The organism is Zestomonas carbonaria, assembly GCF_904061905.1.
GTDB lineage: Bacteria > Pseudomonadota > Gammaproteobacteria > Pseudomonadales > Pseudomonadaceae > Aquipseudomonas > Aquipseudomonas carbonaria.
Window position 1 is genome coordinate 52,845 of the sequence record NZ_CAJFCI010000026.1, and the last position, 15,476, is coordinate 68,320.

At 66.8% G+C, this 15,476-nt stretch carries 13 protein-coding genes and 1 other RNA gene; all 14 read left to right on the forward strand.

Annotated features, from left to right (window positions below; translation table 11 throughout):
- Window positions 1-553: 553 nt before the first annotated feature.
- Window positions 554-903, forward strand: an RNA gene (rnpB, locus tag PSEWESI4_RS05530) — RNase P RNA component class A.
- Between the two features lie 300 nt (window positions 904-1,203).
- Complete coding sequence (gene mraZ / locus PSEWESI4_RS05535) at window positions 1,204-1,659, forward strand: division/cell wall cluster transcriptional repressor MraZ (protein ID WP_187670189.1); 456 nt, start codon at window positions 1,204-1,206, stop codon at window positions 1,657-1,659.
- Window positions 1,656-2,603, forward strand: a complete 948-nt coding sequence (rsmH, locus tag PSEWESI4_RS05540; RefSeq protein WP_187670190.1) for a 16S rRNA (cytosine(1402)-N(4))-methyltransferase RsmH — start codon at window positions 1,656-1,658, stop codon at window positions 2,601-2,603. Before mraZ ends, rsmH begins: the two co-directional genes overlap by 4 nt.
- Window positions 2,600-2,893 (forward strand): cell division protein FtsL, encoded by a 294-nt coding sequence (gene ftsL / locus PSEWESI4_RS05545; protein WP_187670191.1) that lies wholly within the window; start codon window positions 2,600-2,602, stop codon window positions 2,891-2,893. The genes rsmH and ftsL overlap by 4 nt, the downstream gene beginning before the upstream one ends.
- A complete protein-coding gene (locus PSEWESI4_RS05550; RefSeq protein ID WP_187670192.1) occupies window positions 2,890-4,620 on the forward strand; it encodes a peptidoglycan D,D-transpeptidase FtsI family protein in 1,731 nt (576 codons plus the stop codon). Before ftsL ends, PSEWESI4_RS05550 begins: the two co-directional genes overlap by 4 nt.
- Complete coding sequence (locus PSEWESI4_RS05555; protein ID WP_187670193.1) at window positions 4,620-6,083, forward strand: UDP-N-acetylmuramoyl-L-alanyl-D-glutamate--2,6-diaminopimelate ligase; 1,464 nt, start codon at window positions 4,620-4,622, stop codon at window positions 6,081-6,083. The genes PSEWESI4_RS05550 and PSEWESI4_RS05555 overlap by 1 nt, the downstream gene beginning before the upstream one ends.
- Complete coding sequence (locus PSEWESI4_RS05560; protein ID WP_187670194.1) at window positions 6,076-7,446, forward strand: UDP-N-acetylmuramoyl-tripeptide--D-alanyl-D-alanine ligase; 1,371 nt, start codon at window positions 6,076-6,078, stop codon at window positions 7,444-7,446. Before PSEWESI4_RS05555 ends, PSEWESI4_RS05560 begins: the two co-directional genes overlap by 8 nt.
- Window positions 7,447-8,529, forward strand: a complete 1,083-nt coding sequence (mraY, locus tag PSEWESI4_RS05565; RefSeq protein WP_187670195.1) for a phospho-N-acetylmuramoyl-pentapeptide-transferase — start codon at window positions 7,447-7,449, stop codon at window positions 8,527-8,529.
- 6 nt (window positions 8,530-8,535) lie between these two features.
- Window positions 8,536-9,882 carry a UDP-N-acetylmuramoyl-L-alanine--D-glutamate ligase gene (gene murD / locus PSEWESI4_RS05570; RefSeq protein WP_187670196.1) on the forward strand — a complete coding sequence of 449 codons (1,347 nt, stop codon included), beginning with the start codon at window positions 8,536-8,538 and terminating at the stop codon, window positions 9,880-9,882.
- On the forward strand, window positions 9,882-11,117 hold the full coding sequence (ftsW, locus tag PSEWESI4_RS05575; protein WP_408004277.1) for a putative lipid II flippase FtsW: 1,236 nt from the start codon (window positions 9,882-9,884) through the stop codon (window positions 11,115-11,117). The genes murD and ftsW overlap by 1 nt, the downstream gene beginning before the upstream one ends.
- Entirely contained in the window at window positions 11,114-12,187 is a 1,074-nt protein-coding gene (gene murG, locus PSEWESI4_RS05580; protein ID WP_187670197.1) for an undecaprenyldiphospho-muramoylpentapeptide beta-N-acetylglucosaminyltransferase, read from the forward strand. Before ftsW ends, murG begins: the two co-directional genes overlap by 4 nt.
- Window positions 12,180-13,640, forward strand: coding sequence for a UDP-N-acetylmuramate--L-alanine ligase (murC, locus tag PSEWESI4_RS05585; RefSeq protein WP_187670198.1), 1,461 nt, complete (start codon window positions 12,180-12,182; stop codon window positions 13,638-13,640). Before murG ends, murC begins: the two co-directional genes overlap by 8 nt.
- Window positions 13,637-14,581, forward strand: a complete 945-nt coding sequence (locus tag PSEWESI4_RS05590; protein WP_187670199.1) for a D-alanine--D-alanine ligase — start codon at window positions 13,637-13,639, stop codon at window positions 14,579-14,581. Before murC ends, PSEWESI4_RS05590 begins: the two co-directional genes overlap by 4 nt.
- 4 nt (window positions 14,582-14,585) lie before the next feature.
- Window positions 14,586-15,464, forward strand: a complete 879-nt coding sequence (locus PSEWESI4_RS05595; protein ID WP_187670200.1) for a cell division protein FtsQ/DivIB — start codon at window positions 14,586-14,588, stop codon at window positions 15,462-15,464.
- Window positions 15,465-15,476: the final 12 nt, after the last annotated feature.

Here is a 15,476-nt window from a genome sequence, read left to right on the forward strand (position 1 = left end):
GCAGGAGCCGAAAAAAAGCGCTGGAGGCTGGAAGACTGGGCGAAAAGACGGTTCGGCTTTTGTAGGGTGTGCCGTGCGCACCGTTTACCCTGGCGCCGGCAGGGTGCTTCGCCGGAAACATGGATGTTGGCCCCGGATCGGTGCGCACGGCGCACCCTACGTGTTGGGCTCCCAGCCGAACCGTCATCCCCCTACGCGGGCCGCCACTAACGCGGGGCCCCAGCAAACCACCACGTAGCCCGGATGCAATCCGGGAGGGCTTCCCCGGATTGCATCCGGGCTACTCGTCCGTTCGTTGGAGGAGCCGGCTTGCTGGCGATGCTTTGGGCGTTGCCGGTGATCGCGCGCATGGCGCGCTCCTACAACCGGACTTCGTCGTAGGATCGGCGGGGACGCCCAGTTCCGTGGCCGCGAAAAAAGGTTTGACAGCGAAGAGGCCAGACCAGAACCCTATCCAGCTTCCAGCTTCCAGCTTCCAGCTTCCAGCTTCCAGCTTCCAGCTTGCAGCTTGCAGCTTGCAGCTTGCAGCTTGCCTCGTTACCCTTGCCAGCGGAGAGTCGATCGGACAGTCGCTGCCTTCATTCGTGAAGGGGGAGGAAAGTCCGGGCTCCATAGGGCGGAGTGCCAGGTAATGCCTGGGAGGCGTGAGCCTACGGAAAGTGCCACAGAAAACAACCGCCTAAGCGCTTCGGCGCCGGTAAGGGTGAAAAGGTGCGGTAAGAGCGCACCGCACGGCTGGTAACAGTCCGTGGCTAGGTAAACCCCACTCGGAGCAAGACCAAATAGGGTTCCATTGGCGTGGCCCGCGCTGGAACCGGGTAGGTTGCTAGAGGCGTTCAGTGATGGGCGTCGTAGAGGAATGACTGTCCTCGACAGAACCCGGCTTACAGATCGACTCTCCCTTCTTTCTCTTCTGCTTCTCCTCCGCGTTTCTAATACCGAAAAAATCTTACTCTTGAGAAGTTACTTTAAGTTCGTGGCTTAACGCCCCGGACTGGCTTCTTTTTACCCTCCAAAATCCCGCCTGCCGTTCGTCATTTCCGTTCGAAAGCTCGCTAAATCTCCGTCCTGTAAGGATTTTTCCATCCTGACGCGCCTTGACGCTGGGCTTTGCGCATTTCTATAGTGTGCGCAAGTGGCACAAAGTGGCACAAAGTGGGTCAATAAGGCATGGAAAGCTAATCAAGGTGGGGAAACGCAGCCGTGTTTCGCGGAGCTAACGCCATATCACTCGACGCCAAGGGTCGACTCGCGATGCCAAGCCGGTATCGGGACGAGATCGTCGCGCGTTCGGGCGGCCAGCTCATCGTCACCATCGATGCCGTCGACCCCTGCCTGTGTGTCTACCCGCTGCCCGAATGGGAACTGATCGAAACCAAGCTGCGTGAACTGCCGTCCCTGCGCGAGGAAACCCGTCGCCTGCAACGCCTGTTGATCGGCAATGCCGTCGATCTGGAGCTGGATGGCAGCGGTCGCTTCCTGGTGCCGCCACGCCTGCGTGAGTACGCCAAGCTGGACAAGCGCGCGATGCTGGTCGGTCAGCTCAACAAGTTTCAACTGTGGGATGAAGATGCCTGGAACGCCCTTGCCGAGGCGGACCTGGCTGCCATTAAAGAGCCCGGCGGTCTGCCGGATGAACTGCGTGATTTGATCCTGTGACCACTACCAGCCAGTTCCGCCATGTCACCGTGCTGCTCGAGGAGGCCGTCGAGGCCCTCGCCGTGCGCGTCGATGGCTGCTACCTGGACGGTACCTTCGGTAGAGGGGGGCACAGTCGGCTGATCTTGGAGAGGCTCGGGCCCGGTGGGCGGCTGATAGGGTTCGACAAAGATCCCCTGGCAATCACCACGGGACTGGAGCTGGCGGCCGAAGACGGCCGCTTTGTCGTTGTACAGCGCAGCTTTGCGGAACTTGGCGAGGAGGTTGCTGTCCGCGGGCTGGTCGGCCAGGTTTCCGGCATTCTTCTCGACCTCGGCGTGTCCTCGCCGCAACTGGACGACGCCGAGCGCGGCTTCAGTTTCCTCAACGACGGCCCTCTGGACATGCGCATGAACCCGCATGTCGGGCAGAGCGCGGCCGAGTGGCTGGCGTCGGCCGACGAGGAAGAGATCGCCCGGGTATTCAAGGACTACGGCGAGGAGCGCTTCGCCAAGCGCATGGCCCGCGCGGTGGTGCAGCGCCGCGCCGAGCGGCCTTTCGAACGTACCGCCGATCTGGCCGAAGTGCTCAAGGCAGCCAATCCCGCCTGGGAGAAGAACAAGCACCCGGCCACCCGGGCCTTCCAGGGGCTGCGCATCCATATCAACAACGAGCTGGGCGATCTCGAGCGTGGCCTGGACGCGGCGCTGGAAGCGCTGGAGGTGGGCGGTCGGCTGGTGGTGATCAGCTTCCACTCGCTGGAAGACCGCATCGTCAAGCAGTTCATGCGCAAGCACGCCAAGGGCGAGCCGGACAAGCTGCCGCGCCACCTGCCGGTCGCGGTCAAGGCCTTCGAGCCGCGCCTGAAGCTGCTGGGCAAGCCGCAATACGCTTCCGACGAGGAAGTCAGGGCCAACCCCCGGTCGCGCAGCGCGGTGATGCGCGTCGCGGAGAAACTGCGATGAGCCGGGTATTCGCCAAGCCATTGCCGGCCGGCAGCATGTTGCTGCTGGCTTTGTTCGTTTCCGTGCTGCTGTCGGCGATCGCGGTGTCCTACTGCGCCCACTGGAACCGCCAGTTGCTCAATTCCCTGTACGCCGAGCTCAGTGTGCGCGACAAGGCGCAGGCCGAGTGGGGGCGCCTGGTGCTCGAGCAGAGCACCTGGACCGCGCACAGCCGCATCGAGAACCTGGCCACCGGCCAGTTGAAGATGCGCATTCCCGAACCCGGCGAAGTGCGGATGGTGGCGCCATGATGTGGCTCGAAGGGGCGCGCTATCCCTGGCGTTTTCGCCTGGTGCTGGCCCTGCTCGCACTGATGGTCGGCGCCATCGCCTGGCGGATCCTCGACCTGCAGGTGATCGACCGCGCCTTCCTCAAGGAACAGGGCGATGCACGCAGCGTGCGCCATGTGCCGATTCCCGCCCATCGCGGGCTGATCACCGATCGCAACGGCGAGCCGCTGGCGGTGAGTACGCCGGTCACCACCCTCTGGGCCAATGGCAAGGAATTGCAGGGCGCGCGTGCCCGTTGGAGCGAGTTGGCCAGCGTGCTCGGCCAGGATCCGAAAACCTTCGCCCAGCGCCTGGAGCAGAACGCCGGGCGAGAATTCATGTATCTGGTGCGTGGCCTGACGCCGGAGCGCGGCCAGTCGATCCTCGACCTGAAGATCCCCGGGGTGTACGGCCTCGAGGAATTCCGCCGCTTCTATCCTGCCGGAGAAGTCACCGCGCAACTGGTCGGTTTCACCGATGTGGACGACCGGGGCCGCGAAGGCATCGAGCTGTCCTTCGACAACTGGCTGGCCGGCGTGCCGGGCAAGCGCCAGGTGCTCAAGGATCGTCGCGGCCGCCTGATCAAGGACGTCCAGGTGGTGGAGAACGCCAAGCCCGGCAAGGCCCTGGCGCTGTCCATCGACCTGCGTCTGCAGTATCTGGCCAATCGCGAACTGCGCAACGCCCTGGTGGAGAACGGCGCCAAGGCCGGCAGCCTGGTGATCATGGACGTGAAGACCGGCGAAGTGCTGGCCATGGCCAACCAGCCCAGCTACAACCCGAACAACCGGCGCAACATGCAGCCGGCGATGATGCGCAACCGGGCGATGATCGACGTGTTCGAGCCCGGCTCGACGGTCAAGCCGCTGTCCATGGTCGCGGCGCTGCAGAGCGGGCGCTGGAAGCCCTCCGACAACGTCGAGGTCCATCCGGGACGGTTGCAGATCGGTCGCTACACCATCAGGGACGTGTCCACCGGCGGCGGGCCGGTGCTCGACCTGACCGGCATCCTGATCAACTCCAGCAACGTCGGCATGAGCAAGATCGCCTTCGATATCGGCGGCGAGGCTATCTACAACCTGATGCAGCAGGTCGGCCTGGGCCAGGACACCGGCCTCGGCTTCCCCGGCGAGCGGGTCGGCAACCTGCCCAACCACCGCAAGTGGCCGAAGGCCGAGACCGCCACGCTGTCCTATGGCTACGGCCTGTCGGTGACCGCCGTGCAACTGGTGCACGCCTATTCTGCGCTGGCCAACAACGGTCGCCTGGTGCCGCTGACCCTGGTGCGCGCCGACCGCGAAGCGGTAGCCACCCAGGTGATTCCCGAGTCGGTGGCCAAGACCATGCAAGGCATGCTGCAACAGGTGATCGAGGCGCCGCGCGGTGCTCACCGCGCGCTGGTGCCGGGCTACCATGTGGCCGGCAAGAGCGGTACCGCGCGCAAGGCCTCGGTGGGCACCAAGGGCTACACGGCCAACGCCTACCGCTCGCTGTTCGCCGGCTTCGGGCCGATGAGCAATCCCCGTTTCGCCGTCGTCGTGGTGATCGACGAGCCGAGCAAGGCCGGCTACTTCGGCGGCCTGGTCTCGGCGCCGGTGTTCAGCAAGGTGATGTCCGGCACGTTGCGCCTGATGAACGTTCCGCCGGACAACCTGCCGGCCGAACCGCCGCAACCGACCGTCGCCACGAACAATGGAGGGCAGCGCTGATGCCCATGCCCCTGAATCAATTGCTGCCCCAGGCGGAAAGCGCCGTGCTGATCCGCGAGCTGAGCCTGGACAGCCGCAAGGTGCGCCCTGGCGACCTGTTCCTCGCCGTGCCCGGCGGGCAGCAGGATGGCCGTGCGCACATTGCCGACGCCATTTCCCGTGGCGCGGCGGCGGTGGCCTACGAGGCCGAAGGTGCCCCGGCGATCGATGCCAAGGATGCCGTGCTGGTGCCGCTGAAAGGCCTGGTCGGGCAACTGTCGACCATCGCCGGACGCTTCTATGGCGAGCCGAGCCGCGGCTTGCACCTGGTCGGGGTGACCGGCACCAACGGCAAGACCAGCGTCAGCCAACTGGTCGCCCAGGCACTGGACAGCCTCGGCGAGCGCTGCGGGATCATCGGCACGCTCGGCAGCGGCTTCCACAATGCCCTCGAGCAGGGCCGCCATACCACGCCCGACCCGGTCGGCGTGCAGGCCACCCTGGCCAACCTGAAGAAGGCCGGCGCCAAGGCCGTGGCCATGGAGGTTTCGTCCCACGGTCTCGACCAGGGACGGGTCGCTGCGCTCGCCTTCGACGTCGCGGTGTTCACCAACCTGTCGCGCGACCACCTCGACTACCACGGTTCCATGGAGGCCTATGCGGCCGCCAAGGCCGAACTGTTTTCCTGCCCCGGTTTGCGCTGCCGGGTGCTCAATCTGGACGACGCGTTCGGCCGCCAACTGGCCGCCGCCAGGCACGAATCGCGGCTGATCGGCTACAGCCTGGAAGACAGCAGCGCCTACCTCTATTGCCAGGATGTGCAGTTCGACGACGATGGCGTGCGTGCCCGGCTGATCACCCCGCGTGGCGAGGGCAGCCTGCGCAGTTCGCTGCTCGGCCGTTTCAACCTGAGCAACCTGCTGGCGGTGGTCGGTGCGTTGCTCGGCCTGGATTACCCGCTGGACGAGATCCTCAAGGTGCTGCCGACCCTGCAAGGGCCGGCCGGGCGCATGCAGCGCTTCGGTGGCGGCGCGCAACCGCTGGTGGTGGTCGACTACGCACACACCCCGGATGCCCTGGAGAAAGTCCTCACCGCGCTGCGCCCGCATGCCCGTGGCCGCCTGCTGTGCCTGTTCGGCTGTGGCGGCGATCGCGACCGTGGCAAGCGTCCGCTGATGGCCGAGGTGGTCGAGCGGCTGGCCGACGGCGTGCTGGTCACCGACGACAACCCGCGCAGCGAGGACCCGCAGCAGATATTCGCCGATATCCGTGCCGGCTTCGCGGCGCCGGAAAAGGTCTCCTTCGTGGCCGGACGTGGCCAGGCCATCGCCCAACTGATCGCTTTGGCAACGCCGGAGGACGTGGTGGTGCTGGCCGGCAAGGGGCACGAGGACTACCAGGAGATCAACGGGCAGCGCCAGCCGTTCTCCGACCTGGACGAGACCGTGAAGGCCCTGGCGGCCTGGGAGGCGGCACATGCTTAAGCCATGGCTGCTCTCCGAAATCGCCGCGCCGCTGAACGGCACCCTGCACGGTGCCGACGTGACCTTTTCGGCGGTCAGTACCGACAGCCGGACCATCCAGCCTGGCCAACTGTTCATCGCCCTGACCGGCCCGCGCTTCGACGGCCACGCCTATCTGCAGGAAGTCGCCGCCAAGGGTGCGGTGGCCGCCCTGGTCGAGCGTGCGGTGCTCGATGCGCCGCTGCCGCAACTGGTGGTGGCCGATACCCGCCAGGCCCTTGGCCAGCTTGGTGCCCTGAACCGCGACGCCTACGCGGGGCCGCTGGCCGCCGTCACCGGTTCCAGCGGCAAGACCACGGTCAAGGAAATGCTCGCCAGCATCCTCAAGGCCGGTTTTTCCGGCGCGGTGCTGGCCACGCGCGGCAACCTCAATAACGACCTCGGCGTGCCGTTGACCCTGCTCGAACTGGCGCCGCAACACGTTGGCGCGGTGATCGAGCTGGGCGCCAACCATGTCGGCGAGATCGCCTACACCGTCGGCCTGACCCGCCCGCAGGTGGCGATCATCAACAACGCCGGTACCGCACACGTGGGCGAGTTCGGCGGCCCGGAGAAGATCGTCGAGGCCAAGGGCGAGATTCTCGAAGGGCTGCCCACCGATGGCGTGGCGGTGCTCAATCGCGACGACATGGCGTTTTCCGTCTGGCAGGCGCGTGCCGCCGGCCGCCAAGTGCTGAGCTTCGCGCTCACCGACAGCACCGCCGACTTCCACGCCAGCGACCTGGGCCGCGATGCCCGTGGCTGCCAGGGCTTCACCCTGAACGGTCCGGCCGGGCAGGCGCGCATCCAGCTCAACCTGCTTGGCACCCACAACGTCGCCAATGCCTTGGCCGCCGCCGCCGCGGCCCATGCCCTCGGCGTGCCGTTGGTCGGCATCGTCCAGGGGCTGGAAACCGTGCAGCCGGTCAAGGGCCGCGCGGTAGCGCAGTTGGCGACGAACGGCGTGCGAGTGATCGACGACAGCTACAACGCCAACCCGACTTCCGTGTGTGCGGCCATTGATATACTCGCCGCCTTTTCCGGGCGCACCGTGCTGGTGCTGGGCGATATCGGCGAGCTGGGCGAGTGGGCCGAGCAGGGCCACCGCGAGGTCGGCGCCTATGCCGCCGGCAAGGTCGACAGCCTGTATGCCGTGGGCCCGCTGACGGCTCACGCGATCGATGCGTTCGGCGCCGATGGCCGCCATTTCCCGGATCAAGCCAGCCTGATCGAAGCACTCCGCCACGAGCGGGGCGACACCACCATTCTGATTAAGGGATCGCGCAGCGCGGCGATGGACAAGGTCGTCGCGGCGTTGTGCGGTACCAGCGAGGAGACTCACTAAATGCTGCTGCTGTTGGCCGAGTATCTGCAACAGTTCCACAAGGGCTTCGCGGTCTTCCAGTACCTGACCCTGCGCGGCATCCTCGGCGTGCTCACCGCCCTGGCGCTGGCGCTGTGGCTCGGGCCGTGGATGATCCGCACCCTGCAGACCCGCCAGATCGGCCAGGCGGTGCGTGACGACGGTCCACAGTCGCACCTGTCGAAGAAGGGCACGCCGACCATGGGCGGCGCGCTGATCCTGTCCGCCATCGGTGTCAGCACCCTGCTGTGGGCCGACCTGTCCAACCGCTACGTGTGGGTGGTGCTGCTGGTCACCCTGCTGTTCGGCGGCATCGGCTGGGTCGACGACTATCGCAAGGTGATCGAGAAGAACTCCCGCGGCCTGCCGAGCCGCTGGAAGTATTTCTGGCAGTCGGTGTTCGGCCTGTGCGCGGCGATCTTCCTTTATATGACCGCGCAGAGCCCGGTGGAGACCACCCTGATCGTGCCGATGCTCAAGGATGTGAGCATCCCGCTCGGCATCGGCTTCGTGGTGCTCAGCTATTTCGTGATCGTCGGTTCGAGCAACGCGGTGAATCTCACCGACGGCCTCGACGGGCTGGCGATCATGCCCACGGTGATGGTCGGCGGCGCACTGGGCATCTTCTGCTACCTGTCGGGCAACGTGAAGTTTGCCGAATACCTGCTGATCCCGTACGTGCCGGGCGCCGGCGAGCTGATCGTATTCTGCGCCGCGCTGGTCGGCGCGGGCCTGGGCTTCCTGTGGTTCAACACCTACCCGGCGCAGGTCTTCATGGGCGACGTCGGTGCGCTGGCGCTGGGCGCCGCGCTGGGCACCATCGCGGTGATCGTCCGCCAGGAAATCGTGCTGGCGATCATGGGCGGCGTGTTCGTCATGGAAACCCTGTCGGTGGTGATCCAGGTCGCTTCCTTCAAGCTCACCGGCAAGCGGGTGTTCCGCATGGCGCCGATCCACCACCACTTCGAACTGAAAGGCTGGCCCGAGCCGCGCGTCATCGTGCGTTTCTGGATCATCACCGTGATCCTGGTGCTGATCGGCCTGGCCACGTTGAAACTGAGGTAACAGAGAGTGTCGTTGATCGCTTCCGACCAGTTCCGCATCGTTGTCGGCCTCGGCAAGAGCGGCATGTCCCTGGTGCGCTTCCTGGCGCGTCAGGGCGTGCGCTTCGCCGTGGCTGACACGCGCGCGAACCCGCCGGAGCTGGCGACCCTGCAACGCGACTACCCGGGCGTGGAAGTGCGTTGCGGCGAACTGGATGCGGACTTCCTCGGCCGCGCCTCGGAGCTCTACGTGAGCCCCGGCCTGGCCGTCGCCACCCCGGCGCTGCAGGAAGCCGCGCGGCGCGGCGTGAAGCTGTCCGGCGACATCGACCTGTTCGCCCGCCATGCCAAGGCGCCGATCGTGGCGATCACCGGTTCCAACGCCAAGAGCACCGTCACCACCCTGGTCGGCGAGATGGCCCGGGCGGCCGGCAAGCGCGTGGCGGTGGGCGGCAACCTGGGCACGCCGGCCCTCGACCTGCTGGCCGACGACGTCGAGCTGTACGTACTGGAGCTGTCCAGCTTCCAGTTGGAAACCACCGAGCAACTGAATGCCGAAGTGGCTACCTGCCTGAACGTCAGCGAAGACCACATGGATCGCTACAGCGGCCTGCCGGCCTATCACCTGGCCAAGCACCGGATCTTCCGTGGTGCCCGCCAGGTGGTGGTGAACCGCGACGATGCGCTGTCCCGCCCGCTGGTCGGCGACGACGTGCCGATGTGGAGCTTCGGCCTGGGCAAGCCCGACTTCAAGCGCTTCGGCCTAGTCGAAGAGGACGGGGTGAAGTACCTGGCCTTCCAGTTCGACAAATTGATGCCGGTATCCGAGCTGAAGATTCGTGGCGCCCACAACCAGTCCAACGCCCTGGCGGCGCTGGCGCTCGGTCATGCCGTCGGCCTGCCGTTCGAGCCGATGCTCGCGGCGCTGAAGGGCTTCGCCGGCTTGCCGCACCGTTGCCAGTGGCTGCGCGAGTTGCGCGGGGTGAACTACTACGACGATTCCAAGGCCACCAACGTCGGTGCCGCGCTGGCCGCCATCGAGGGCCTGGGCGCCGACATCGACGGCAGGCTGGTGCTGGTCGCCGGCGGCGACGGCAAGGGCGCGGACTTCTCCGCCCTGCGCGCGCCGGTGGCGAAATACTGCCGCGCCGTGGTGCTGCTCGGCCGCGACGCCGAACTGATCGCCGCCGCGCTGGGCGATGCCGTGCCGCTGGTGCGGGTGTCGAGCCTCGACGAAGCAGTGGCGCGCTCCGCCGAGCTGGCCGGGGCGGGCGATGCGGTGCTGCTGTCGCCGGCCTGTGCCAGCCTGGACATGTTCAAGAACTTCGAAGAGCGCGGACGCCTGTTCGCCCAAGCGGTGGAGGCGCTCGACTGATGCTGCCTACGCTGCCCGGCATGTTCCGTCCCTATCCCTCGCCGCTGTTGAGCCGGCGCGGCATCGACGTGGACTTCCCGATGCTCGCCGGCTGCCTGGCATTGCTCGGCCTGGGCCTGGTGATGATCACCTCGGCGTCCTCGGAAGTCGCCGCGGCGCAGACGGGCAACCCGCTCTACCACATGATCCGCCACCTGATCTACGTGGCCATCGGCCTGGTCGCCGGCGGCCTGACCCTGATGATCCCCATGGCCTTCTGGCAGAACATGAGCTGGAAGCTGCTGCTCGTCGGTTTCGCCCTGCTGGTGCTGGTGCTGGTGCCGGGAATCGGCCGTGAGGTGAACGGTTCGATGCGCTGGATCGGCTTCGGCATGTTCAACGTGCAGCCCTCCGAGCTGGCCAAGGTGTTCGCGGTGATCTTCCTCGCGGGTTACCTGGTGCGCCGCCAGGAAGAGGTGCGCGAGAGCTGGATGGGCTTCTTCAAGCCGTTCATCGTGCTGATGCCGATGGCCTTCCTGCTGCTGATGGAGCCGGACTTCGGCGCCACCGTGGTGATGATGGGCGCGGCGGCGGCCATGCTGTTCCTCGGCGGCGTCGGCCTGTTCCGTTTCGGCTTGCTGGTGGCCCTGGCGGTCGCTGCGGTGTTCATCCTGGTCCAGGCGCAGCCGTACCGGATGGCGCGCCTGACCAGCTTCACCGATCCCTGGGCCGACCAGTTCGGTTCCGGCTACCAGTTGTCCCAGGCGCTGATCGCCTTCGGCCGTGGCGAGTGGTTCGGCGTGGGCCTCGGCAACAGCGTGCAGAAACAGTTCTACCTGCCGGAAGCGCACACCGACTTCGTGTTCTCGGTGCTCGCCGAGGAGCTTGGCCTGATCGGCGCGCTGCTCACCCTGGGGCTGTTCGTTTTCGTCACCGTGCGTGCCCTGTACATCGGCCTGTGGGCGGAGAAGGCCGGGCAGTTCTTCTCCGCCTATGTCGCCTACGGGCTGGCTTTCCTGTGGATCGGCCAGTTCCTGATCAACATCGGCGTGAACGTCGGCCTGCTGCCGACCAAGGGCCTGACCCTGCCGTTCCTCAGCTACGGCGGCAGCTCGCTGGTGGTCTGCTGCATCTGCCTGGGGCTGCTCCTGCGCATCGAATGGGAGCGGCGGACGCAGTTGGGCAACGAGGAAACCGAGTTCAGCGAAGAGGACTTCGCCGAAGACCAACCGCCGTTACGGGAGTTGAGCCGATGAGTGCGAATGTCCTGATCATGGCCGGCGGCACCGGGGGGCATGTGTTCCCGGCGCTGGCCTGTGCCCGCGAGTTCCAGGCGCGCGGCTACCGCGTCCACTGGCTGGGCACGCCGCGCGGCATCGAGAACGAGCTGGTGCCCCAGGCCGGCCTGCCGCTGCACCTGATCGAGGTCAGCGGACTGCGCGGCAAGGGCAAGCTGGCCCTGCTCAAGGCGCCGTTCCAGTTGGTCAAGGCACTGTTGCAGGCGCGTAGGATCGTCAAGCAATTGCAGCCGATCTGCGTGCTCGGCATGGGCGGCTACGTGACCGGCCCGGGCGGGCTGGCGGCCAGGCTGGCCGGCGTGCCGCTGGTCATCCACGAGCAGAACGCCGTGGCCGGTACCGCCAACCGCAGCCTGGCGCTGTTCGCCAAGCGCGTCTGCGAGGCTTTCCCGAATACCTTCCGTCGGGGTGGCCAGCGCCGCCGCACCACCGGCAACCCGGTGCGCGAGGAGCTGTTCCTGGAAACCCCGCGCGAGCCGTTGGCCGGCCGGCGTCCGCGCCTGCTGGTGCTCGGCGGCAGCCTGGGCGCCGAACCCCTGAACAAATTGTTGCCGGCGGCGCTGGCCGAAGTGGCCGCCGAGCTGCGCCCGGAAGTGGTGCACCAGGCCGGCAGGCAACACGATGCGCTGACCGTCGAACGCTACGCCGATGCCGGCGTCAAAGCCCATGTGGTGCCGTTCATCCAGGATATGGCCGGCGCCTACGCCTGGGCCGACCTGGTGGTCTGTCGTGCCGGCGCGCTGACCGTCAGCGAGTTGGCCGCCGCCGGCCTGGCGTCCTTCCTGGTGCCTCTGCCCCATGCGATCGACGATCACCAGACCCAGAACGCCAAATACCTGGCCGAGGAGGGCGCCGCTCTCCTGCTGCCACAAGCGACCACCGATCCCGACGATCTGGCCGCGTACCTGACCGAGGTTCTGATGCAACCCGAACGACTGATTCAGATGGGCCGCCATGCGCGGCGCCTGGCCAAGCCCGATGCTACCCGCACGGTGGTCGATGTCTGCCTGGAGGTGGCCCATGGTTGAGAGCCGCAAAGCCATGCCGCAGCCGGAAATGCGCCGCATCCGCCGCATCCACTTCGTCGGCATCGGCGGCGCCGGCATGTGCGGTATCGCCGAGGTGCTGCTCAACCTCGGCTACCAGGTGTCCGGCTCCGACCTCAAGGCCTCGGCGGTGACCGAGCGCCTGGAAAGCTTCGGCGCGCAGATCTTCATCGGCCACCGCGCGGAGAATGCCGAGCAGGCCGACGTGCTGGTGGTTTCCAGCGCCATCAATACCACCAACCCGGAAGTCGCCACCGCCCTGGAGCGGCGCATCCCGGTGGTGCCGCGTGCCGAGATGCTTGCTGAGCTGATGCGCTACCGCCACGGTATCGCGGTGGCCGGCACCCATGGCAAGACCACCACCACCAGCCTGATCGCCTCGGTGTTCGCCGCCGGCGGCCTGGACCCGACCTTCGTGATCGGCGGCCGCCTCAACGCCGCCGGCACCAACGCCCAGCTCGGCACCAGCCGCTACCTGGTGGCCGAGGCCGACGAGAGCGACGCCAGCTTCCTGCACTTGCAGCCGATGGTCGCGGTGGTCACCAACATCGACATGGACCACATGGGCACCTACGAGGGCGACTTCAATCGCCTGAAGAAGACCTTCGTCGAGTTCCTCCACAACCTGCCGTTCTACGGGCTGGCGGTGCTCTGCGTGGACGACCCGGTGGTGCGCGAGATCCTTCCGCAGGTGGCGCGGCCGACCGTCACCTACGGCCTCAGCGAAGATGCCGACGTGCGCGCCATCAACATCCGCCAGGAAGGCATGCAGACCCATTTCACCGTGCTGCGCAGCGGCCACGCGCCGCTCGACGTGTCGGTCAACATGCCGGGCATCCACAACGTGCTGAACTCCCTGGCGACCATTGCCATCGCCACCGACGAAGGCATCAAGGACGCGTCCATCGTCCAGGGCCTGTCCGGCTTCCAGGGCGTCGGCCGGCGCTTCCAGGTGTACGGCGAACTGCCGGTCGAAGGCGGCCAGGTGATGCTGGTCGACGACTACGGCCACCACCCGCGCGAAGTCGCCGCGGTGATCAAGGCGGTGCGCGGCGGATGGCCGGGCCGGCGCCTGGTGATGGTCTACCAGCCGCACCGCTACAGCCGCACCCGCGACCTGTACGACGACTTCGTGCAGGTGCTCGGCGACGCCAATGTACTGCTGTTGCTGGAGGTCTACCCGGCCGGCGAGGAGCCGATTCCCGGCGCCGACAGCCGCCAGTTGTGCCACAGCATCCGCCAGCGCGGCCAGCTCGATCCGATCTACGTCGAGCGCGGCACCGAACTGGCACCGCTACTCAAGCCGCTGCTGCGTGACGGCGACATCCTGCTCTGCCAGGGCGCCGGCGATATCGGCGGGGTGGCTCCGCAACTGTTGCAAAGCCCATTGTTTGCCGGCGCCGTGCCCGCGGCGGCCGCGAGGAAGACCCCATGAGCAGCCTGAAGTCCACTCTCGATCCCCGGGCATTCGGCCGCGTCGCCGTGCTGCTCGGCGGCAAGAGCGCCGAGCGCGAGGTTTCGCTGAAGTCCGGCAATGCCGTGCTGGAAGCGTTGAAGAGCGCCGGAGTCGATGCATTCGGCATCGACGTCGGCGATGACTTCCTGTCGCGCCTGGCCAGCGAGCGCATCGATCGTGCCTTCATCGTCCTGCACGGCCGTGGCGGCGAGGACGGCAGCATGCAGGGCCTGCTCGAATGCGCGGGGATTCCCTACACCGGCAGCGGCATCCTCGCCTCGGCGCTGGCCATGGACAAGCTGCGCACCAAGCAGGTGTGGCACAGCCTCGGCCTGCCGACTCCGCGCCATGCGGTATTGGCGAGCGTCGACGACTGTCGCGCCGCGGCCACGGAACTGGGCTTCCCGCTGATCGTCAAACCGGCCCATGAAGGTTCCAGCATCGGCATGGCCAAGGTGAACGGCGTCGACGAATTGATCGCCGCCTGGCAGGACGCCGCCCGCTACGACTCGCAGGTGCTGGTCGAGCAGTGGATCCACGGCCCGGAGTTCACCATCGCCATGCTGCGTGGCGAGGTGCTGCCGCCGATCCGCCTGGGGACGCCGCACATTTTCTACGACTACGACGCCAAGTACCTGGCCGATGACACCCAGTACCTGATCCCCTGCGGCCTGGATGCCGCCAAGGAAGAGGAACTCAAGGAGCTGACCCGGCGCGCCTGCGAGGCGGTCGGCGTGCAGGGCTGGGCCCGCGCCGACGTGATGCAGGACGCCGACGGCCGCTTCTGGCTGCTCGAGGTGAATACCGTTCCGGGCATGACCGATCACAGTCTGGTGCCGATGGCCGCCCGTGCCGCCGGCCTGGATTTCCAGCAACTGGTCCTGGCGATTCTCGCCGACAGCGTCGAGAGCCGAGGTTAAGTCCATGCACGGCGCCACTCTCCGTCACCAGCAGCCCGCACCGCTTCGCGCCCCGTCGCGAAAGGCGGCGCCGCGTGGTGCCAGCCGGATGGTGGCCAAGGAACCGCTGGCGGCTCGCCTGCCGAAGCCGAACTTCGCGTTCCTCAAGCACCTGCTCTGGCCGACGCTGCTGGGTGCGCTGGGCTTCGCGACCTACGAGGGCGCGCAGTACCTGCTGCCCTATGCCGACCAGCCGATCAGCCGGGTCAGCGTCAGTGGCGAGCTCAGCTACATCAGCCAGCAGGCGGTGCAGCAGCGTCTGGCTCCCTTCGTGGGCGGCGCGCGCTTCCTCAGCGTCGACCTGAACGGCATGCGCACGGAGCTGGAGAGCATGCCCTGGATCGCGCGCGCCGAAGTGCGCCGGGTGTGGCCGGACCAGGTGTCGATTCGCCTGGAAGAGCAATTGCCGGTGGCCCGCTGGGGCGACGAGGCGCTGCTCAACAACCAGGGCCAGGCGTTCACTCCGCGCGAGTTGGCCAACTACGAGAACCTGCCGCAGTTGGTCGGGCCGCAGCGGGCCCAGGAAAAGGTGATGCAGCAGTACCAGATGCTCAGTCAGATGCTGCGCCCGTTGGGGTTCGCCATCACCCGCCTGGAGATGCGCGATCGTGGCAGTTGGTTCCTCAGCGCCAACGAAAGCAGCAGCGGGCAGAGCATCGAACTGGCGATCGGCCGCGACCATCTGGTGGAGAAGATGCGCCGTTTCATCGCCGTGTACGACAAGACCCTGAAAGAACAGATCGCGAATATCGCGCGCATCGACCTCCGCTACTCCAACGGCCTGGCCGTGGCGTGGCGCGAGCCGGTGGCGCCGACGGCGGCGGAAGCCGTCGCCGTCCAGTGAGTTAGGAGAGGC